The following is a 20237-nucleotide window of genomic DNA, read 5'->3' on the forward strand; positions in this document are numbered from 1 at the left end:
GCACGTCTGTGCCCTGCACTTGAAATCAGCGGGGATTGGTTTAAGGTGATGCCCATCACTTCCCGGTAAGTTACCGATGAAGCACTACATTCTGAGAAATACCATGAATAAAACCGATGAACTGCGCACAGCGCGTATCGATAGCCTGGTGACGCCAGCAGAGCTGGCCCAGCGGTACCCTGTTTCTGCGACAGTAGCCGAACACGTGACAACGTCACGAAAACGTATTGAAAAAATCCTTAACGGGGACGATCGCCGCCTGCTGGTGATTGTCGGTCCCTGCTCTATTCACGATCTCGACGCAGCGATGGACTACGCCCAGCGCCTGAAAGGACTCCGGGATAAACAGCAGTCACGACTGGAGATCGTGATGCGTACCTACTTTGAGAAACCGCGCACGGTGGTAGGCTGGAAGGGGCTGATCTCGGACCCCGATTTAAACGGCAGCTACCGGGTCAATCACGGCATCCAGCTGGCACGTAAACTGCTATTGCAGGTCAACGAACTTGGCGTGCCTACCGCCACTGAATTTCTCGATATGGTGACCGGGCAGTTTATTGCCGATCTCATCAGCTGGGGGGCGATTGGCGCCCGTACCACCGAAAGCCAGATCCACCGTGAAATGGCCTCGGCGCTCTCCTGCCCGGTGGGCTTTAAAAACGGCACCGACGGCAATACCCGCATCGCGGTAGATGCCATCCGCGCCGCCCGCGCCAGCCATATGTTCCTGTCGCCGGACAAGAACGGTCAGATGACCATCTATCAGACCAGCGGCAACCCCTACGGCCATATCATTATGCGCGGCGGCAAACAGCCAAACTATCATCCCCAGGATATCGCGGAAGCCTGCGATACCTTGCGCGAGTTCGACCTGCCGGAACAGCTGGTGGTGGATTTCAGCCACGGTAACTGCCAGAAGCAGCACCGTCGCCAGCTCGACGTCTGCGACGAGGTTTGCCAGCAGATCCGCAACGGCTCCAGCGCCATTGCCGGGGTGATGGCGGAAAGTTTCCTGCGCGAAGGTACGCAAAAAGTGGTGGTCGGCCAGCCTGTTACTTACGGACAGTCAATCACCGATCCTTGCCTGAGCTGGGAAGATACTGAAGTGCTGCTGGATAAACTGGCGGCGGCGGTGGACTCACGCTTTTAGCACCTGCGCCGGGTGGCGGCTACGCCTTACCCGGCCTACAAACCCCTTCCGTAGGCCCGGTAAGTTAAGCACCACCGGGCTTTTTTTCAGGTCGCATCTCTCAAGCCTCTCACCTTTTCTCACAAAAAGAGTTGCTGGACCGGTCAGTTTATCGATAATGCTTATCAATGTTACATTGATTGCTATTTTAAAAAATTATATGTCACCTATGGATAACAGTGCAGCAACGCTTACCCGTCATGAAGACAAAACCGCGCCAGCCACGGAGGCGACCGATCGCCGTATCGACAGTAAACAGCTGCTGGGCGAAGAGGGACGCGTCATCATTGAGCATCATGGTCAGCACTACCTGTTGCGCCAGACACATGCCGGAAAACTCATCCTCACAAAATAATCCCTTCGCCACCGCAGCCGGTATTCTCACGCGTTAGCTTGAGCAACTCACCTCAAGCCGCTTGCCCCAGTCTGGCGGGCGGCTGATATAGTCATCGTTACGGTCAGCAAACGGCGTCCGCAGGGCCTCATGCAGGCGGTGAAGCTCAGCGTAATCGCCTTTTTCGGCCTGCTCGATCGCCCGCTGCGCCAGCCAGTTACGCAGCACCATCGCCGGGTTGACGGCATTCATTTGGGCCTGACGCACATCGTCGGCAACATTCTCCTGCTGCAGGCGCGCGCGGTAAGACGCAAACCAGTCATCAAAGGCCTGACGGTCGATAAACTCATCGCGAAGCGGCGAAGCGGGGCTCTGCTGCTCGGTTTGCCCCAGCATGCGGAAGGTGCGGGTGTAGTCGCTGCCTTCCCGGGCCATCAGCGCAAACAGGTTATTCAGGATGGTGTTATCGCCCTTCTCCTCGGTCATCAGCCCCAGCTTGCGGCGCATCAGTTTGCCGTATTGCTGCAGGAGCACCTCCTGATAGCTATCCAGCGCGTCGTTGAGCGCCTCAACGTCAATAAACGGCGACAGAGACTGGGCCAGACGCTGCAGGTTCCACAGCCCGACAGCAGGTTGGTTATCAAAGCTGTAACGCCCCTGATAGTCGGAGTGGTTGCAGATATAACCCGGCTGATAGTCATCGAGGAAACCGTATGGGCCATAATCGATAGTCAGCCCGAGAATCGACATGTTATCGGTATTCATTACCCCGTGAGCAAAGCCCACCGTCTGCCAGCTGGCGATCAGGGATGCGGTACGCGCCACCACGTCGCGGAACCAGAGAAAGTACTTATCGGCCTCGTCCTGCCACTGCGGCCAGTAGTGACGAATAACAAAATCTGCCAGCTGGCGGACTTTTTCCGGCTCGCGGCGATAGTAGAAGTGTTCAAAATGGCCGAAACGGGCATGGCTCCGGGCAACACGGATCAGCATGGCTCCCTGCTCCATCGTTTCACGCGCGACGGGGGTATCGCTGGTGACAATCGACAGTGCGCGGGTAGTGGGAATGCCCAGGGCATGCATCGCCTCGGAAGCCAGGCTTTCGCGGATGGTGGAGCGCAGCACGGCGCGACCGTCGCCCATACGCGAGTATGGCGTGAGCCCGGCCCCTTTCAGGTGCCAGTCCATCGTTTGGCCATTGGCAAGCTGCTGTTCGCCAAGCAGGATCCCCCGCCCGTCACCCAGTTGTCCGGCCCAGACGCCGAACTGGTGCCCGCTGTAGACTTGCGCCAGCGGCTGCATGCCCGGCAGCAGCGTTTCGCCGCCAAAGACGCCAGCGCCCTGTTCAGGGCGAAAGAGCGAGGCCGGGATTGCCAGTTCGTCTGCCAGCGCCGTGTTATGCCAGATTAGACGGGCATTGTTCAGGGGCGTGGGTTTCAGTGCCGTGTAAAAACCAGGTAGTTCATCATGCCAGTGCGCGGTAAAAGACAGGGTCATAGGTCCTCCTGCTTTTAGTGTAGTGGGTTTGTCAGATGTTAAACACCGGTTAAGACCAAGGTTATCACTGCACCAGGGACGTGATCCGCTCAAGGGGAACGGCAGGCCAGAGGTTGCCCTGCATGGCACTGAAGCCGTAAACCGACAGCCGTTGCAAGGCGATATCATCATTAACCCCCGCCACCATCAGCGACTGACAGTACGGCGATATCTGGGCAAAGATAGCCCGTAAAAAAGGATCGAAGGTATTTTCAGTAAGATGATTCTGAATGAAATTTTTATCCAGCGCCACGCGTTTAAACATGCCATCAAAAATGGCTTTGGTTGACGCATCCCCGGTTCCGAAATTACCCAACACCAGCGGAAAGCGCAGCGCAAAATTCATTAGCGTGTTATTTAAATTACCTTTATTAAGGTCAGGGTAGTTCTCATAAATGGTGAACTCCAGCCATGGATATCGTTCACATATTGAAACACCTTCGTCTTCTGTTAACAGGTATTCAACGATAACCGGGGAGATATTTATCCAGGCGATGAGCTGATGCTGAATAAAAAAGAGCTTGCAGGTTTCAAGCAAGGCGAGCTGCTCCTGAAACAGCATCAACTCCTGTGCAGGGGTTAGCATAGGCCGCACCAGCTCGGTAGGTATGCGCACCTGGTTGTTAACGCCAACAAAGTTGACGTTTATTTCAAGTCCTTTAAGCGCTCCTGAGTCATGGCGCGCAGGGACTAATAAAAATTCTGTTTGGTACGCAATATCCAGCATCACAATCATGGCATCCGTCCTGATTTAAAGACGATACATGACATCCTGAAACATGTGCTGAAGCAATTCAACCTTATGGATTTTAATAGGAATAAATTCATTCGTTCCTTTTAATTTTCGGATTTTCCTTAGCCCTGAAATAATCTTATCCTGGTTGCTGCTTAATAGCCAGTTTAGCTTAACTACCAGAATTGCATCAAATTAATTCAGACCTCTGGCCTCCCGGTAAATTAAGCCTTAAAACGAATCTCATTTAAAAATTATGCTGCGTCGCGCCCGCCTGGCGCGACGGGGTTAAATACGCCGGGCTTGCCAGAAATTTTTGCGCCAGTAAACGTTGTTGAGAGACGAACGCATTACACCGCGGCTGGTCGAGGCGTGTATAAATTGATTATCGGTATCGTAGATCCCGACATGCAGGCCGCTCTCTCCGGAGCCGGTTTTGAAGAACACCAGATCGCCCGGTAACAGATCGTCTTTATCAATTTCGGTGCCTATAGTTGCCTGCTGGCGCGTTTCTCGCGGCAACTGCAGGGCAAACTTGTCGCGAAAGGTCAGCAGGACAAACCCCGAGCAATCCACCCCACCACGGGTCATGCCGCCGTAACGATAAGGCGTGCCTCCCCAGCTATGGAGTTGATCGTTAAGACCGGCAATTACGGCGATAGAATCAGACAGCCGCGCGTTGGGCGGCGGTGCGCGATGGCTGCTGCATCCTGCAAGAAATAGCGCGGCTACCAGGAGAAAACAGAATCGCATTCCCGATGAATCCTCTGATTTTTTGAATTTTCTGTAATTTAGCCTGTGAATATGTCGCTGTGCAACAAGCGGTTATTCCTGTGACGTCGAAATGATCATTCTGTGACCTTCGATGTCCAGGCGGCGGAAAGACATCTCATACGCTTTCGCCAGATTCGGCGGCGTCAGCACGCTGTCACGCGCCCCGCTGGCAATGAGTTGCCCCCGCTTCAGCAGCCAGACGCGATGCGCGTGGCGTAGCGTATGGTTGAGATCGTGGCTGCTCATGACTACCGCAACCCCCTGCTGTGAAAGTGCGCTCAATGCTCTGTCGAGCGCTACCTGCTGGGCCACATCGAGACTGGTCATGGGTTCATCCAGCAGCAGCAGTTGACCGTGGGGATTGCCCTGGGGATGGATTTGCAGGATCACCGCTGCCAGCCGCACACGCTGCCACTCTCCCCCCGAAAGCTGACTGACGTTTCGGGACAGCTTATCTTCAATACCCAGCATCGCTGCCACGTCACTTAACAGCCCCTTTTGCGGGTTGGTATGCTGATGCAGCGTCAGATAGTGCCAGACCGGCATAGCGAACGGCGCAGTTTGCTGCTGCGCCAGATATGCCCTGCGGCAGGCCAGCGAGGCGGGAGACCAGCGCGAAAGGGGTTCCCCCAGTAAGGTAATGTTCCCTTTACCACCGGTTAAACCCGCCATACGGGAGAGCAGCGTGCTTTTCCCGGCACCGTTCGGCCCGACAAGATGCACGATCTCCCCACCATTGACGGTGCTATCGAGCGGGCCCAGCCGCCCTTTCACCGCTACGGCGCTGAGCTGCATCAGGACGGTCATTAGCTGGCCAGCGCCTTTTCAACCGCAGAGGTGATGGCCGGATCGTCTGGCGTCATATCCGGTGAAAAGCGCTGGATCACCTTCCCGTCGCGACCGATCAGGAACTTCTCGAAGTTCCACAGGATGTCCTCCGGCGAGAGCGGCGCGCGGCCTTTACTGGCCATACGTTCATAAAAACCGCTGCCCTCTGGCGCCAGGGCGGTCGGTGCTGCCGCAATCAGCTTCTGATAAACCGGATGGCGGTTCTCACCGTTAACATCCACTTTACTGAACATCGGGAAGGTCACGCCATAGGTTGTGCTGCAGAATGTTTTGATCTCTTCTTCGCTGCCTGGCTCCTGGCCGAGGAACTGATTGCAAGGGAAGCCCAGCACGCTGAACCCCTCTTTTTCCCGCGCCTTTTGCATCGCTTCCAGTTGCTCATACTGGGACGTCAAACCGCATTTAGAGGCCACGTTAACCACCAGCAGCACTTTGCCTTTGTAGCTTTCCAGAGTGGTCTTTTCTCCATCAATGGTCGTCACTTCGGTGTTCAGAATATCGTTCGGCATAACATTCCCTCAGGTTGATGTTCAGAGTGGCAGCCTTAGCGGCCCGCTTTTAATAATAGCCAGATAAATACCGGTGCTCCCAGCGTAGCGGTGACAACACCAATCGGCAACTCTGCCGCGGTCAGAGCCAGACGCGCAATGATGTCGGCAATAAGCAGCGTAGCGCCGCCTGTCACGGCCGCAGCAGGCAGCAGCAAGCGATGGTCGGTAATCCCGCACAGACGCAGCATATGGGGGATAACGAGGCCGATAAAGCCGATGGCCCCAGACAGCGCCACGCTCACCCCCACCATCCAGCCGATGGCGATCACCAGGATGTTGCGCCAGAAGGTTAGCGGCAGTCCCAGTTGGCGAGCAGAAACTTCGCCCAGCACCAGGATGTTCAGCGGCGCTGCCTGAAAGCAGCCCCAGACGATGGCAGGCACCAGCAACAACATTAGCCAGCCCTGTTCCCAATTCACGCCACCGAAGCCGCCCATCATCCAGTACATCAGCTGGCGCAAATCAAATGAGGTAGAAAAATAGACCGCCCAGGTCATCAGGGCGCTACAGATGATGCCCAGCGCCACACCGGCAAGCAACAGACGGCTCACCGAGAGATGACGGCGGGCGAAGCGCAACAGAATAAGGGTAATGATGAGCGCGCCGGCAATGGCACAGAGGCTCAGTTCCCCTCCTGACAGGGCTCCCCCACCCAGCATTACTGCGGCAATCAACCCGACCCCCGCCCCGTTCGAAACGCCCAGTAAGCCAGGCTCCGCCAGCGGATTATCAAACAGCGCCTGCATAATTGTCCCGCTTAGCGCCAGCGCAGCGCCCACCAGCACCACGGCCAGCGTGCGCGGCAGGCGGATTTGCCAGATAAAGAGCTCCCCCTGCGGCGTAAACCACGACTGCGGCCCGATCCATTGCTCGCCCGCACAGAGGCTCAGCCCTAGCGCGGTGATCAGCGCCAGCAGCAGTAAGAGCACTTTACGTAGATCGGAACGGTATTGCAGACGGGCAAATTCAGACATTGGAATCATTTTGCGGGAAAAAGATGTAGTTGATTTTACGGTGGGTTTACAGCAGCGCAAAGAAAAAAGGCCGCTTTCGCGGCCTTTTTAGTTAGATCATCTCACTCTGCTTTGGGTGAAGCGTTTTCGACACGGCTTTTTAACTTCTGGCCGGGTCTGAAGGTCACCACGCGGCGAGCCGTAATGGGAATATCCTCACCCGTCTTCGGGTTACGACCCGGACGTTGATTCTTGTCGCGCAAATCAAAGTTACCAAAGCCGGAGAGTTTCACCTGCTCACCGTTTTCCAGAGCGCGACGAATCTCTTCGAAAAACAGCTCAACCAGCTCTTTGGCATCCCGTTTGCTAAGCCCAAGCTTATCAAACAGATATTCGGACATTTCAGCTTTTGTAAGCGCCATAGGTTCAATCCCTCAATGATGCCTGGAATCGCTCTTTTAATGCCTCTACACATTTGGCAACGGTAGCGGCAATCTCCTCTTCTTCGAGTGTACGGCTGGTATCCTGAAGGATCAGGCTGATAGCCAGGCTCTTAAAGCCCTCTGCCACGCCCTTGCCGCGGTACACGTCAAATAAGTTTACGCCAACTACCTGATTTACGCCAACTTTCTTACATTCGGCCAAAATATCTGCGGCAGGCACATTTTCAGCCACGACAACGGCGATATCACGACGGTTTGCCGGGAAGCGAGAAATCTCCTGAGCCTGAGGAATGACGCGGTCTGCGACCTTGTTCCACTCCAGCTCAAACGCCAGTGTACGGCCATTGAGATCGAGTTTGCGTTCCAGTTCCGGATGCACAACACCAATGAAACCAACGCGTTCACCTTTCAGATAAATCGCGGCACTTTGCCCCGGATGCAGCGCAGGAATAGCTTCAGCACGGAACTCAATTTCAGACAATTTACCGGTAAGTTCCAGTACAGCTTCCAGATCGCCTTTCAGATCGTAATAATCAACGCTGTTTTTACTGAGATCCCAGTGCTCTTCATAGCGGTTGCCGCAGATAGCGCCCGCCAGCATCAGATCCTGACGGATACCCAGGTTCGCCTGAGTGTCCGGCACAAAGCGCAGACCGGTTTCGAAAATGCGTACGCGGCTCTGCTGACGGTTCTGGTTGTAGACGATGGTAGTCAGCAGGCCGGTCAGCAGCGACAGGCGCATCGCGGACATCTCGCTGGAGATTGGGCTTGGCAGGATCAACGCTTCCTGGCCCGGGTGGATCAGCTGCTGCACTTTAGGGTCAACGAAGCTGTAGGTGATCACTTCCTGGTAGCCTTTATCGTTCAGCATGGTCTTCACACGCTTCAGAGAGAGGTCAGCTTCACGGTGGGAGCCCATCACCAGGCCAGCCTGTACCGGCTCATCAGGAATATTGTTGTAGCCGTAAACGCGGGCCACCTCTTCCACCAGATCTTCTTCGATCTCCATATCGAAACGCCAGCTTGGCGCAACGGCTGTCCACTGGTCCTGGCCTTCGGTTACTTCACAGCCCAGACGACGCAGAATGTCGCTCACCTGCGCATCGGCAATGTGGTGGCCAATCAGGCGATCCAGTTTGCTGCGGCGCAGGGTGATGGTCGCAGGCTTCGGCAGATGCGCCTCGCTGGTCACGTCAATAACCGGACCGGCTTCGCCACCGCAGATGTCGATCAGCAGGCGGGTAGCGCGCTCCATCGCTTTGTACTGCAGCGCCGGATCGACGCCGCGCTCATAGCGGTGAGAAGCGTCGGTATGCAGGCCGTGACGACGTGCGCGACCGGTAATGGAGAGCGGGCTGAAGAAGGCGCATTCCAGCAGCACGTTCTGGGTTTCATCGTTCACGCCGGAGTGGTCGCCGCCAAAGATCCCGCCCATCGCCAGCGCCTGGCCATGGTCGGCAATCACCAGCGTGTCGGCATTGAGTTTGGCTTCGCTGCCGTCGAGCAGAACCAGGGTCTCGCCCTCTTTCGCCATACGAACCACAATGCCGCCTTCAATGCGATCTTTATCGAACGCGTGCATTGGCTGACCCAGCTCCAGCAGAACGTAGTTGGTCACATCTACCACGGCATCGATGGAGCGGATGCCGCAGCGGCGCAGCTTCTCTTTCATCCACAGCGGAGTAGGCGCCTTAACGTTAATGCCTTTAACCACACGGCCAAGGTAGCGCGGACAGGCCTCTGGTGCGTCAACCTGAATCGATACCGTATCGTTGATGGTGGCAGCAACCGGTGCAATCTCTGGCACGTTCAGTTCGGTCTGGTTCAGCACAGCGACGTCGCGCGCAACGCCGATAATGCCTAAGCAGTCGGCACGGTTCGGCGTCACGCTGATTTCGATGGTGTTGTCATCGAGCTTCAGGTATTCGCGCAGGTCGGTACCGATCGGGGCATCTGCTGGCAGCTCAATGATGCCAGAGTGGTCGTCAGAAATACCCAGCTCAGAGTAAGAGCACAGCATGCCTTCAGACGGCTCGCCGCGCAGTTTCGCCGCTTTAATTTTGAAATCGCCAGGCAGTACCGCCCCAACGGTGGCCACGGCTACCTTCAGGCCCTGACGGCAGTTTGGCGCGCCGCAGACGATATCCAGCAGGCGTTCGCCGCCCACGTTCACTTTGGTGACACGCAGTTTGTCTGCATTCGGGTGCTGGCCGCACTCCACCACTTCACCCACAACCACGCCATTAAACGCACCTGCAACCGGCTCAACGCCGTCCACTTCCAGGCCTGCCATGGTGATCTGGTTAGAGAGCGCCTCGCTGTCGAGCGCGGTGTTTACCCATTCGCGTAACCACAGTTCACTGAATTTCATTGTTCTGTCCTGCCCTTATTTAAACTGTTTGAGGAAACGCAAATCGTTTTCGAAGAAAGCGCGTAAGTCGGTCACGCCATAACGCAGCATGGTCAGGCGCTCCATCCCCATACCGAACGCAAAGCCGGAGTAAACTTCCGGATCGATGCCAACGTTACGCAGGACGTTCGGGTGCACCATGCCGCAGCCCAGCACTTCCAGCCATTTGCCGTTTTTACCCATCACGTCAACTTCGGCAGAAGGTTCAGTGAACGGGAAGTAGGAAGGACGGAAACGGATCTGCAGATCTTCTTCAAAGAAGTTGCTCAGGAAGTCGTGCAGAGTACCTTTCAGGTTGGTAAAGCTGATGTTTTTATCCACGATCAGCCCTTCCATCTGGTGGAACATCGGGGTGTGGGTCTGGTCGTAGTCGTTACGATAGACGCGGCCCGGCGCGATAATGCGGATTGGCGGCTGCTTCTCTTTCATGGTACGGATCTGTACGCCAGAGGTCTGGGTACGCAGCAGACGGGTAGCATCGAACCAGAAAGTGTCGTGGTCAGCACGTGCCGGGTGATGGCCTGGGATATTCAGGGCATCGAAGTTATGGTAATCGTCTTCGATTTCCGGGCCGGTCGCCACGGTAAAGCCGAGCTCACCGAAGAAACTTTCAATGCGGTCGATAGTTCGCGTGACCGGATGCAGACCACCGTTTTCAATACGACGACCCGGCAGGGAGACGTCGATGGTTTCTGCAGCCAGACGCGCATTCAGCGCAGCGCTTTCCAGCGCGTTTTTACGCTCGTTCAGCGCCTGCTGAACCTGCTCTTTGGCTTCGTTAATTACCGCACCTGCAGCCGGGCGCTCTTCTGGCGGCAATTCACGCAGGGTAGTCATTTGAAGGGTCAATTGCCCTTTCTTGCCCAGATATTCCACGCGGACATTGTCTAACGCGGCAACATCTGAGGCCTGGTTAATGGCGGCCGTTGCACTGGCAACCAGCTCTGCGAGATGTGACATGGTTTTCCTCGTTATGTAGCGATATTTACAAGCGGCAGATACGAAAAAAGCCTCCATCAGGAGGCTTTCTGGCGCTGTTTTCCGTTTCGTCTTTCACGCGCTAGCCTCCTGATGTCAGGTGCTAAAGTAAAAGAAGAAGCGGAAAATAGCAGCATTCATGCTTGCGTTACCTTGTGTGGTATGGGACCTGTCGCCCTATTGAAAAGGGTCGCCAGAAAATTGTCAATGTTTTGATGCTGTTGAAACGAAAAGAGGGAGCAGAGCTCCCCCTTTCAACTGGCTTATGCCAGAGCTGCTTTCGCTTTTTCGACCAGAGCGGTGAACGCTACTTTGTCGAATACTGCGATGTCAGCCAGGATCTTACGGTCGATTTCAACAGAGGCTTTTTTCAGGCCGTTGATGAACTTGCTGTAAGAAATACCGTTCTGACGTGCTGCTGCGTTGATACGCGCAATCCACAGTTGACGGAACTGACGCTTACGCTGACGACGGTCACGGTAAGCGTACTGACCTGCTTTGATAACAGCCTGGAAGGCAACGCGGTATACGCGTGAACGCGCACCGTAGTAGCCTTTAGCTTGTTTCAAAATTTTCTTGTGACGTGCACGTGCAATTACACCACGTTTTACGCGAGCCATGTGTGCTCTCCTGTATCTATTCTAAGTTAAAAAAGTTAAACGTTAACGACTTATGCGTACGGCAGGCACGCGATTACCAGGCCCAGATCGCCTTTAGAAACCATGGCTTTTGGACGCAGGTGACGTTTACGCTTGGTAGCTTTCTTAGTCAGAATGTGACGCAGGTTAGCGTGCTTGTGCTTAAAACCACCTTTACCGGTTTTTTTGAAGCGCTTAGCAGCACCGCGTACGGTCTTAATTTTTGGCATTTTAATAACTTCCACTTCGCATTGTTAAATAAACGAAACGTAGGCGAACAAAACCTGCGAAGCCTGTCGGCTCCACAGGAGTTGCTACTTGAAGGCCTTACTGTTTCTTCTTAGGAGCGAGCACCATGATCATCTGGCGGCCTTCGATCTTCGTAGGGAAGGATTCGACTACTGCCAGTTCACTCAGATCGTCACGGACGCGGTTAAGCACTTCCATACCGATCTGTTGGTGGGCCATCTCACGACCGCGGAAACGCAGCGTGATCTTGGCCTTATCGCCATCTTCCAGAAAGCGAATCAGGCTGCGGAGTTTTACCTGATAATCGCCATCGTCGGTACCAGGACGGAATTTAATTTCCTTAACCTGGATAACTTTTTGCTTCTTCTTCTGTTCCTTAGAAGACTTACTCTTTTCATAAAGGAACTTGCCGTAGTCCATGATACGACAAACTGGCGGTTCGGCGTTAGGGCTGATTTCAACTAAATCTACTCCAGCTTCTTCAGCCTTTTCGATTGCTTCTCTCAGACTCACAATCCCCAGCTGCTCGCCTTCCAGACCTGTTAAGCGAACTTCCTGGGCGCGAATCTCGCCATTGATACGATTCGGACGTGCCGTTTGAACTCGTTTTCCGCCTTTAATACCTTATTCCTCCAGTTGTTGAAGACTGCGGCTGCGAATCTCTTGTTGCAGCTTCTCAATCACTTCACTTACGTCCAGGCTGCCCAGGTCTTTACCACGGCGGGTGCGAACGGCAACTTTGCCTGCTTCCACCTCTTTATCACCACAGACCAACATATACGGGACACGACGTAAAGTGTGCTCGCGGATTTTAAAGCCAATCTTCTCATTTCTCAAGTCTGCTTTTACGCGAATGCCCGCATTTTGTAGTTTCTGCGTCAATTCTTTAACGTAATCAGCCTGAGAATCGGTAATGTTCATCACCACTACCTGCACCGGCGCAAGCCAGGTTGGGAAGAAGCCAGCGAACTCTTCGGTCAGGATGCCGATGAAGCGCTCCAGAGAACCGAGAATCGCACGGTGAATCATTACCGGAACCTGACGCTCGTTGTCTTCGCCAACGTAAGAGGCGCTTAAACGCTGCGGCAGGGAGAAGTCCAGCTGTACAGTACCGCATTGCCATGCACGATCGAGGCAGTCATACAGGGTAAATTCAATTTTCGGACCGTAAAATGCGCCTTCGCCCAGCTGGTATTCAAACGGGATACCGTTCTCTTCCAGCGCGACGGCCAGGTCCGCCTCAGCACGATCCCAGGTCTCGTCACTGCCGATACGTTTTTCAGGACGAGTTGAGAGTTTGACCACGATCTTCTCGAAGCCAAAGGTGCTGTACATATCGTAGACCATACGAATACAGGCGTTAACTTCATCACGCACCTGATCTTCAGTACAGAAGATATGCGCGTCATCCTGCGTAAAGCCACGAACACGCATCAGGCCATGCAGCGCGCCTGATGGCTCGTTACGGTGGCAGCTACCGAACTCCGCCATACGCAGCGGCAGGTCGCGGTAGGATTTCAGACCCTGGTTGAAGATCTGAACGTGACCCGGACAGTTCATCGGCTTAATGCAGTATTCACGGTTCTCAGAAGAGGTGGTGAACATTGCATCTTTGTAGTTGTCCCAGTGGCCGGTTTTTTCCCACAGCACACGGTCCATCATGAACGGGCCTTTCACTTCCTGATACTGGTACTCTTTCAGCTTGGAGCGTACGAACGTCTCCAGTTCGCGGAAGATAGTCCAGCCATCGTTATGCCAGAACACCATACCCGGCGCCTCTTCCTGCATGTGATACAGGTCGAGCTGTTTACCGATTTTACGGTGGTCACGCTTCGCCGCTTCTTCCAGACGCTGCAGGTACGCGTTCAGGGCTTTTTTGTCGGCCCAGGCGGTACCGTAAATGCGTTGCAGCATCTTATTGTTGCTGTCGCCACGCCAGTAAGCGCCTGCGGTCTTCATCAGCTTGAAGTGATGGCAGAAACGCATGTTCGGCACGTGCGGTCCACGGCACATGTCGACATATTCTTCATGATGATACAAGCCAGGCTTATCATCATGGGCAATGTTTTCATCAAGAATAGTGACTTTGTAGGTTTCACCACGCTTCACGAAGGTTTCACGCGCTTCGTGCCAGCTCACTTTCTTCTTAATGACGTCATAGTTGCTCTCAGCCAGCTCGTGCATACGCTTTTCGAGGGCTTCGATATCTTCCTGGGTCAGGGTGTGGTCAAGGTCAACGTCATAGTAGAAGCCGTTGTCGATAACCGGGCCGATAGCCATTTTGGTGTGAGGCCACAGCTGTTTGATCGCATGACCGAGCAGGTGTGCGCAGGAGTGACGAATGATCTCCAGACCTTCTTCGTCTTTCGCGGTGATGATCGACAGCTTCGCATCGTTTTCAATTAAATCGGAAGCATCAACCAGCTCACCATCTACGCGGCCAGCAATAGTGGCTTTCGCCAGTCCCGGGCCGATATCCAGCGCAACATCCATTGGGCTGACGGCGCGGTCAAAATGGCGTTGGCTGCCATCAGGAAGAGTAATAACAGGCATTTTATATCCTTATTTGCAGTGATGCCCCACACATAAGAGCATATGCAAAGAAAATAATCTTTAATTTACAGTGGATTGCAAAACCATCTGACCAACAATCGTCAAATTGGCCCGCAACCATGCACAGGATCGAAATCAGATAAATGACAATTTACGATCAGCCCGAAGATGGTAACACTAACAAAAGGGTGAAAACACCCTTTACAGGCAGAATGAACGCGTTAGTACTTTTGCATGAGTTTGACGTGGAATTTCAGACAGCTGCTCGCAATAGCGGGCTGCTAAGCTATTCTTGAAAAGGTCCTTCAACATTCCATGGGGCAAATTATGAACGTATCCAGCAAAACAGTCGTTATCCTGAACATTCTTTCTGCCACCGCCTTACTCGTCATTCTGGCAGATAAGTTTCACTGGTTTTGACGCGTGTTGTTGCAGGCGCCTGAGGATGTAGCATCCCGGTGAAGCGCAATTATCTTTGTTCTTTGGTAAACTCCATGAATCAATGAACAAGGATGATCGGATGCCAACGAAACGCTTTACAAAAAAACACTGGAAGATGGTGATTGTGTTAATCGCCATCTGCGTTGCCATGCTGTTATTACGCTGGGCGGCAATGCTTTGGGGTTAATCGTCTCGCCTTCCCCTACGCCATAACGGTATTTCGCGTCTTGTAGGTAATAATGGCGCGAATATAAAATCGCGTTCTATATAACTTTACAAAAATGACAAAAATAAAAAAACCGGTACATCAAAATCCGGTTTTTTTAGTGGCAATAACAGCCCGTAAATGAATGGAGATAATCTGACAAATCGATCAGGACCATTCCCCGGCGACCAGTTTATGCACGTCGAATGCGTCATCCATGGACTGCCCGGTAGATTGCGAACCCGGGGCGATGTTTGATCCGGCTTCTACATCAGAGGCTTTGGTAATGCCGATTTGTGTAGAGGTGTCACTGGCAGAGTTATATACAGCGTCAGCGGCAAATGCGCCGAATGACAGTGCAGAAAGCACCAATGCTGCAGATGCAGTTGCGATTTTATTCATAATGTTTTTCTCTTACTGAATTAATACAGACCAACTTAAGGCAATATCTAGCCTGTGTTCATAGTTTAGATCTGGATCACACTTTTGCATAGTCAAAATATTTATCAATTCGTGTCAAATAAACTGAATAGTTAACGAAGCGAGGAATTATGGAGAGAATATGGAGATATCGGCTGCCGCTATATTCTAAAACAGTGTTTATTATTTATCAGCACAAAAATTAAAAACGGGCCAATATATTCTTGGCCCGCGATAATTACATTTTGTAGCCCAGAGAGACGGTGGTTCTACGATCGGTGTGTTCCGGCGCAGACGCTGGCGGCTCGGAGTTCCAGGTCACATTGTATGCAACTTTCAGCCCGAAATGGGCGTTGATTGCCACGTTAAGCGCGGTTTCGGAGTTGACGGTGGTGTCGTCAGCGCCAAAGACAGAAACGCCCTGGCTGAATTTCGCGTTATCGGTCATCTGCCATGCATAAGTTCCGGACGCGTAGCCCAGCGGCTGAGTTTCCGTGTCGCCGTCAGTGTATTCGTCATAACGTACGCCCGGACCAAATTCAAAGCGGAAGCTGTGTACCGGACCGTTCAGGAACTGCCGACCGTAACCGGCGGTCGCAACGTCACGCTCACGATAGCCGTTATAGCGATCGGTTAACCAGCTTGCCTGGCCAAACAGATAGTCATAGTCGGTCACATTGAAACGGCTACGCCCACCTACCGCATATTTCTCGGAAGAACGCTCATCGTTAGAAGAGGTGTTACTTGCGTTACCCCACAGCGACCAGGCGGTAGTATTGCCGTACCAGGTCAGGGTGGTGTCTGCGGTCAGGGAGGAGCTTTTCGTATTGCCCGATTGCGCCAGATAACCTGCGTTAAGGTTGCCTTCGAAGGGTTTCTGTGCAGTGGAGGGATCATCCATGACAGTAAAAACGGAATCATCGGCTGCTGCATTCATTGACGCAAGCAGACCTCCCGCTAACATCATCGCAGCGGGTACTGTCTTTAAGAGCTTCATTTATAAAGAGTCCGTACAACAAAAAAAGAGACCATTACGGTCCCGGAAACTTTCTTGCGGATCAATGCCATGGGATCCTTGGAAAGGTAACAAATTATAAAAAGGCTCAAATAACATAGCAATGATTTCTTGTTTCATTTTTGGAATAAGAACGATCTCAAAGCCCTCTAATATTTATAAAAAACAGTCACGTTACGTAAAGATATTTATATTAGAAATCATATTGTTATTTCTTTCGCTTCTGTGGGTTCGGTGCCAGGCTTAATGCAAACCTCACTTACAGGAGATAAGCATGGATCGTATTTTTACGTTGACGCTCTCCCCTTCCCTGGACAGCGCTACCCTGACGGCACAAATCTATCCTGAAGGTAAACTCCGCTGCAGCGTGCCGGTCTTTGAGCCCGGCGGCGGCGGCATTAACGTCGCCCGCGCTATTACGCACCTTGGCGGAAAAGCCACAGCCATCTTCCCCGCGGGCGGTGCGACGGGCGAACATCTCGTCTCACTCCTTGCCGACGAGCAGGTTGCCGTCGATACGGTTGAGGCCCGGGACTGGACCCGGCAAAACCTGCATGTTCACGTTGAATCCTCTAACGAGCAATACCGCTTTGTGATGCCTGGTGCGACATTAAGCGAAGATGAGTTTCGCCAGCTTGAAGAGAAAGTGCTGGCCATCGAAAGCGGCGCATTGCTGGTTATCAGCGGCAGTCTGCCACCCGGTGTGAAAACCGAAAAACTGACGCAGCTGATCCGCGCTGCCCAGCAGAACGGCATTCGCTGCATTGTCGATAGCTCCGGGGAGGCGCTCAGCGCCGCGCTGACGCTTGGCAATATTGAGCTGGTAAAACCTAACCAGAAAGAGCTGAGCGCGCTGGTCAATCGTGACCTCAGCCAGCCAGACGATGTGCGTAAGGCCGCCGAGGAGTTAGTGAAAAGCGGCAAAGCGCGGCGGGTCGTCGTCTCCCTGGGACCGCAGGGGGCGCTGGCCGTTGATGAAACCGGCTCGGTACAAGTGGTACCGCCGCCGATGAAAAGCCAGAGCACCGTCGGCGCAGGTGACAGCATGGTCGGCGCCATGACCCTGAAACTGGCGCAGGGCGCATCCTTACGGGAGATGACCCAGTACGGGGTGGCAGCAGGCAGCGCGGCGACCATCAATCACGGCACCCGACTCTGCTCGCTGGAAGACACGCAAAAAATATTCAAGTATCTGGCAAATGCGTAATGACAGCCCTCCCGGTTAGCCGGCGAGGGCGACAAATAGCATGAATCGACTATGCTAAAAAATTTCGGGATAACAACGAGGTGAATGATGAGTAGTGGAGAGATCGCGCGCTACGTGGTAACCATTAAAGTGCATGAAGATACGCTGACCGAGCTCAACGAAATGAACAACAACCTCACCCGCGGAGGTTTTTTACTGACCATGACTGACGATGAGGGCACGCTGCATGAGCTGGGCACCCATACTTATGGTCTGGTTACCCCGCTGGGTGAAGACGAGGTGAAGGCGCTGGCGTCGGGGCTGGTTGAGAGCGCAACCGGGAAAGAGCCGCAGGTTGAAGTCACGCGCTGGGAAAACTGGCAAAAAGAGCAACAATAAATGCCCGAGGGCCAACCAAACGGCCCAACTGTGCGTTAGCTCGTATTTTTTTACCATAGTTTCACGCTAACTTTATGATCTGGCAGACAACATGGGAGAGCGATCATGTGGCAGGCTATCAGTCATCTTTTGAGTGAACAGTTGGGCGAAGGTGAAATTGAACTGCGTAATGAGCTGCCAGGAGGCGAAATCCACGCCGCGTGGCATCTGCGCTATGCAGGCCTCGATCTCTTCGTAAAATGTGACGAACGTGAACTGTTACCGATATTCACAGCAGAAGCCGATCAGCTGGAACTGCTCTCCCGCAGCAAAACCGTATCTGTTCCTACAGTCCGGGCCGTCGGTAGCGATCGTGACTACAGTTTCCTGGTGATGGACTATCTCCCTCCCCGCCCGCTCGACGCGCATAATGCCTTTATTCTGGGGCAGCAAATCGCCCGCCTGCATCAGTGGAGCGAGCAACCACAGTTTGGCCTCGATTTTGACAATGACCTCTCCACCACGCCACAACCCAACGCCTGGCAGCGACGCTGGTCAACCTTCTTTGCCGAACAGCGCATCGGCTGGCAGCTGGAGCTGGCAGCGGAAAAAGGGCTGGCGTTCGGCAATATTGACGCCATTGTCGATCATATTCAGCAGCGCCTGGCCTCGCACCAGCCGCAGCCTTCGCTGCTGCATGGCGATTTATGGTCGGACAACTGCGCGCTGGGGCCGAACGGCCCCTACATCTTCGACCCGGCCTGTTACTGGGGAGACAGAGAGTGCGATCTCGCCATGCTGCCGCTCCATCCTGAACAGCCGCCGCAAATTTACGACGGCTACCAGTCGATATCACCGCTGCCGGCAGATTTTCTGGAAAGGCAACCGGTGTATCAGCTCTATACGCTGATGAACCGCGCCATTCTGTTTGGTGGGGAGCATATGGTGAATGCGCAGCGAGCGCTGGAGCGGGTACTGGCGGCATAACGCGCAGGCTGCCGGGCTTCAGCGCCCGGCAGCGAACGCTTAGATCAGGCCGAGCAGCGAAAACAGGAAATACCCGGCGACGATCATCAGCACGGGCAGCACGTAGAGCGTGAATATTTGCAGGAAAATAGTGTTATTCGGTACCACAATACGTGATTCGATCTGCTCACGGGTCAAGCCCTCCTCCCCTCTCGCTTTCTCCAGAATCAGCTGCGCCTCCAAACCTTCGCGGATCATGCGCGTCTGGCGGCGCATCCGCGCTCCCGAGGCCTGCAGCGCGAGGGCAATAAAGATCAGGGCAAAAATAATCCAGAACGCGATGTTCATCCCCTGCCGAAAATCAGGCGTGGGCGAGTTGTACCAGAAAAAGTTCAGGAATGGGGTATTGAACCGCATCATCTCAATCATGACATGGGCAAAATCAAGCATCACGGCATTAATCCCGGCCTGCTTCTCGCTGTGGTCATAGATAAATTTCAGAACAGAAATAATGGTCGAGATAACTGATGGGATAAAAATCACCCATCCGGCGATCTGTTTCAGTATCGCAACGCGACCAGCTTGTTGATATGTCATTGGTTCCTCATTATGAAATTACATCCTTTGTGGCTAAGTTTACCTGCTGGATCTCATTTTCGCCCGCTCTTTACTGGCGATATGCTAAATTGCCAGGGTGAGGTAGCGCTTACCGCTGCTAAAACCAACGAAAGGAGAGGTTGCATGTCGACGCCACGTCAAATTGTTGCTGCCATTTTTGATATGGATGGATTACTGATTGATTCTGAGCCGCTGTGGGATCGGGCTGAACTGGATGTAATGGCGAGCCTGGGTGTGGATATCAGCCGCCGTCACGAGCTGCCGGATACCCTCGGCCTGCGCATCGATATGGTGGTTGATCTCTGGTACGCCCACCAGCCGTGGGTAGGTCCAGGCCGGGATGAAGTGACCGATCGCATTATCAACCGCGCCATTACGCTGGTGGAAGAGACCCGTCCCTTACTCAAAGGCGCGCGTGAGGCCGTATTACTCTGTAAAGAGCAGGGACTGAAGGTCGGTCTGGCCTCCGCCTCGCCGCTGCATATGCTGGAGAAGGTGCTGATCATGTTCGATCTGCGCGACAGCTTCGACGCGCTGGCCTCGGCAGAAAAGCTCCCGTACAGCAAGCCGCATCCGCAGGTCTATATGGATTGCGCTGCGAAACTGGGCGTCGACCCGACCGCCTGCGTGGCGCTGGAAGACTCGGTAAATGGCATGATTGCCAGTAAAGCGGCCCGGATGCGCTCAATTGTTGTTCCTGCGGAAGAGAACCAGCACGACGCGCGTTACGCACTGGCCGATGTCAAACTGACCTCCCTGCAGGCACTTACCGTGGCGCATCTGCGCGGGTAATGGTCACTGGCGGGCAGCACCCTGTT

Annotated in this window: 25 protein-coding genes and 1 other annotated feature; of the genes, 8 read left to right on the forward strand and 17 right to left on the reverse strand. The window is 53.8% G+C overall.

Annotated features, from left to right (window positions below; genetic code table 11):
• Positions 1 to 103 precede the first annotated feature (103 nt).
• Together aroH and hemP are read left to right on the forward strand one after the other, a co-directional pair.
• Positions 104 to 1150: a 3-deoxy-7-phosphoheptulonate synthase AroH gene (gene aroH, locus B3X29_RS07975; RefSeq protein WP_159339068.1), complete on the forward strand. Its 1047-nt coding sequence runs from the start codon at positions 104 to 106 to the stop codon at positions 1148 to 1150.
• 199 nt (positions 1151 to 1349) lie between these two features.
• Positions 1350 to 1544 (forward strand): hemin uptake protein HemP, encoded by a 195-nt coding sequence (hemP, locus tag B3X29_RS07980; protein ID WP_159339069.1) that lies wholly within the window; start codon positions 1350 to 1352, stop codon positions 1542 to 1544.
• A 33-nt stretch (positions 1545 to 1577) separates the two neighbouring features.
• Here the strand turns inward: hemP and selO are convergent, their stop codons facing one another.
• From selO to thrS, 14 genes are all read right to left on the reverse strand, one after another.
• On the reverse strand, positions 1578 to 3020 hold the full coding sequence (gene selO / locus B3X29_RS07985) for a protein adenylyltransferase SelO (protein ID WP_159339070.1): 1443 nt from the start codon (positions 3018 to 3020) through the stop codon (positions 1578 to 1580).
• Positions 3021 to 3084: 64 nt separating this feature from the next.
• Complete coding sequence (locus B3X29_RS07990) at positions 3085 to 3795, reverse strand: EAL domain-containing protein (RefSeq protein WP_159339071.1); 711 nt, start codon at positions 3793 to 3795, stop codon at positions 3085 to 3087.
• 285 nt (positions 3796 to 4080) lie between these two features.
• Positions 4081 to 4545: an NlpC/P60 family protein gene (locus B3X29_RS07995; protein WP_103179311.1), complete on the reverse strand. Its 465-nt coding sequence runs from the start codon at positions 4543 to 4545 to the stop codon at positions 4081 to 4083.
• Positions 4546 to 4617: 72 nt separating this feature from the next.
• A complete protein-coding gene (gene btuD / locus B3X29_RS08000; protein WP_159339072.1) occupies positions 4618 to 5373 on the reverse strand; it encodes a vitamin B12 ABC transporter ATP-binding protein BtuD in 756 nt (251 codons plus the stop codon).
• Positions 5373 to 5924 carry a glutathione peroxidase gene (locus B3X29_RS08005; protein WP_159339073.1) on the reverse strand — a complete coding sequence of 184 codons (552 nt, stop codon included), beginning with the start codon at positions 5922 to 5924 and terminating at the stop codon, positions 5373 to 5375. Before B3X29_RS08005 ends, btuD begins: the two co-directional genes overlap by 1 nt.
• 35 nt (positions 5925 to 5959) lie before the next feature.
• Positions 5960 to 6940 (reverse strand): vitamin B12 ABC transporter permease BtuC, encoded by a 981-nt coding sequence (gene btuC, locus B3X29_RS08010; protein WP_103179308.1) that lies wholly within the window; start codon positions 6938 to 6940, stop codon positions 5960 to 5962.
• 101 nt (positions 6941 to 7041) lie between these two features.
• Entirely contained in the window at positions 7042 to 7341 is a 300-nt protein-coding gene (ihfA, locus tag B3X29_RS08015; protein ID WP_006820203.1) for an integration host factor subunit alpha, read from the reverse strand.
• A gap of 4 nt (positions 7342 to 7345) precedes the next feature.
• Complete coding sequence (pheT, locus tag B3X29_RS08020) at positions 7346 to 9733, reverse strand: phenylalanine--tRNA ligase subunit beta (RefSeq protein ID WP_159339074.1); 2388 nt, start codon at positions 9731 to 9733, stop codon at positions 7346 to 7348.
• Between the two features lie 15 nt (positions 9734 to 9748).
• Entirely contained in the window at positions 9749 to 10732 is a 984-nt protein-coding gene (gene pheS, locus B3X29_RS08025; protein WP_103179306.1) for a phenylalanine--tRNA ligase subunit alpha, read from the reverse strand.
• Between the two features lie 40 nt (positions 10733 to 10772).
• Positions 10773 to 10896, reverse strand: a sequence feature (Phe leader region).
• Entirely contained in the window at positions 10847 to 10891 is a 45-nt protein-coding gene (pheM, locus tag B3X29_RS08030) for a pheST operon leader peptide PheM (protein ID WP_001386830.1), read from the reverse strand. It overlaps the preceding feature by 45 nt.
• Before the next feature lie 117 nt (positions 10897 to 11013).
• Positions 11014 to 11370 (reverse strand): 50S ribosomal protein L20, encoded by a 357-nt coding sequence (rplT, locus tag B3X29_RS08035; RefSeq protein WP_000124850.1) that lies wholly within the window; start codon positions 11368 to 11370, stop codon positions 11014 to 11016.
• 50 nt (positions 11371 to 11420) lie between these two features.
• Positions 11421 to 11618, reverse strand: coding sequence for a 50S ribosomal protein L35 (gene rpmI, locus B3X29_RS08040; protein WP_001124225.1), 198 nt, complete (start codon positions 11616 to 11618; stop codon positions 11421 to 11423).
• A gap of 97 nt (positions 11619 to 11715) precedes the next feature.
• Positions 11716 to 12258, reverse strand: coding sequence for a translation initiation factor IF-3 (gene infC, locus B3X29_RS08045; RefSeq protein ID WP_023616141.1), 543 nt, complete (start codon positions 12256 to 12258; stop codon positions 11716 to 11718).
• Positions 12259 to 12261: 3 nt separating this feature from the next.
• Positions 12262 to 14190 carry a threonine--tRNA ligase gene (thrS, locus tag B3X29_RS08050; protein ID WP_103179305.1) on the reverse strand — a complete coding sequence of 643 codons (1929 nt, stop codon included), beginning with the start codon at positions 14188 to 14190 and terminating at the stop codon, positions 12262 to 12264.
• A 327-nt stretch (positions 14191 to 14517) separates the two neighbouring features.
• On the opposite strand from thrS, the gene yncL reads away from it, so the two are divergent.
• On the forward strand, positions 14518 to 14610 hold the full coding sequence (gene yncL, locus B3X29_RS08055; RefSeq protein ID WP_103179304.1) for a stress response membrane protein YncL: 93 nt from the start codon (positions 14518 to 14520) through the stop codon (positions 14608 to 14610).
• Between the two features lie 100 nt (positions 14611 to 14710).
• Positions 14711 to 14818, forward strand: coding sequence for a small membrane protein YniD (gene yniD, locus B3X29_RS08060; RefSeq protein ID WP_103179303.1), 108 nt, complete (start codon positions 14711 to 14713; stop codon positions 14816 to 14818).
• A 186-nt stretch (positions 14819 to 15004) separates the two neighbouring features.
• On the opposite strand, the gene B3X29_RS08065 is transcribed toward yniD, so the two are convergent.
• Positions 15005 to 15238 carry a hypothetical protein gene (locus tag B3X29_RS08065; protein WP_156654356.1) on the reverse strand — a complete coding sequence of 78 codons (234 nt, stop codon included), beginning with the start codon at positions 15236 to 15238 and terminating at the stop codon, positions 15005 to 15007.
• Positions 15239 to 15494: 256 nt separating this feature from the next.
• Positions 15495 to 16253: a DUF481 domain-containing protein gene (locus B3X29_RS08070; RefSeq protein WP_103179301.1), complete on the reverse strand. Its 759-nt coding sequence runs from the start codon at positions 16251 to 16253 to the stop codon at positions 15495 to 15497.
• 292 nt (positions 16254 to 16545) lie between these two features.
• Here B3X29_RS08070 and pfkB point away from each other — a divergent pair, with 292 nt between their 5' ends.
• From pfkB to B3X29_RS08085, 3 genes are all read left to right on the forward strand, one after another.
• Complete coding sequence (pfkB, locus tag B3X29_RS08075) at positions 16546 to 17478, forward strand: 6-phosphofructokinase II (RefSeq protein ID WP_103179300.1); 933 nt, start codon at positions 16546 to 16548, stop codon at positions 17476 to 17478.
• An 87-nt stretch (positions 17479 to 17565) separates the two neighbouring features.
• Positions 17566 to 17856, forward strand: a complete 291-nt coding sequence (gene ghoS, locus B3X29_RS08080) for a type V toxin-antitoxin system endoribonuclease antitoxin GhoS (protein WP_103179299.1) — start codon at positions 17566 to 17568, stop codon at positions 17854 to 17856.
• 105 nt (positions 17857 to 17961) lie between these two features.
• The gene (locus tag B3X29_RS08085) at positions 17962 to 18822 is read left to right on the forward strand and encodes a fructosamine kinase family protein (protein ID WP_103179298.1); all 861 of its coding nucleotides are present in this window, start codon (positions 17962 to 17964) and stop codon (positions 18820 to 18822) included.
• 39 nt (positions 18823 to 18861) lie between these two features.
• Here B3X29_RS08085 and B3X29_RS08090 read toward each other — a convergent pair whose 3' ends face one another.
• Positions 18862 to 19398: a YniB family protein gene (locus B3X29_RS08090; RefSeq protein WP_103179297.1), complete on the reverse strand. Its 537-nt coding sequence runs from the start codon at positions 19396 to 19398 to the stop codon at positions 18862 to 18864.
• Between the two features lie 144 nt (positions 19399 to 19542).
• Here B3X29_RS08090 and hxpB point away from each other — a divergent pair, with 144 nt between their 5' ends.
• Positions 19543 to 20211 (forward strand): hexitol phosphatase HxpB, encoded by a 669-nt coding sequence (hxpB, locus tag B3X29_RS08095; RefSeq protein WP_103179296.1) that lies wholly within the window; start codon positions 19543 to 19545, stop codon positions 20209 to 20211.
• The last annotated feature ends 26 nt before the right edge of the window (positions 20212 to 20237 follow it).

It is taken from the genome of Leclercia sp. UBA5076 (genome assembly GCF_002416465.1).
Lineage (GTDB): Bacteria > Pseudomonadota > Gammaproteobacteria > Enterobacterales > Enterobacteriaceae > Enterobacter.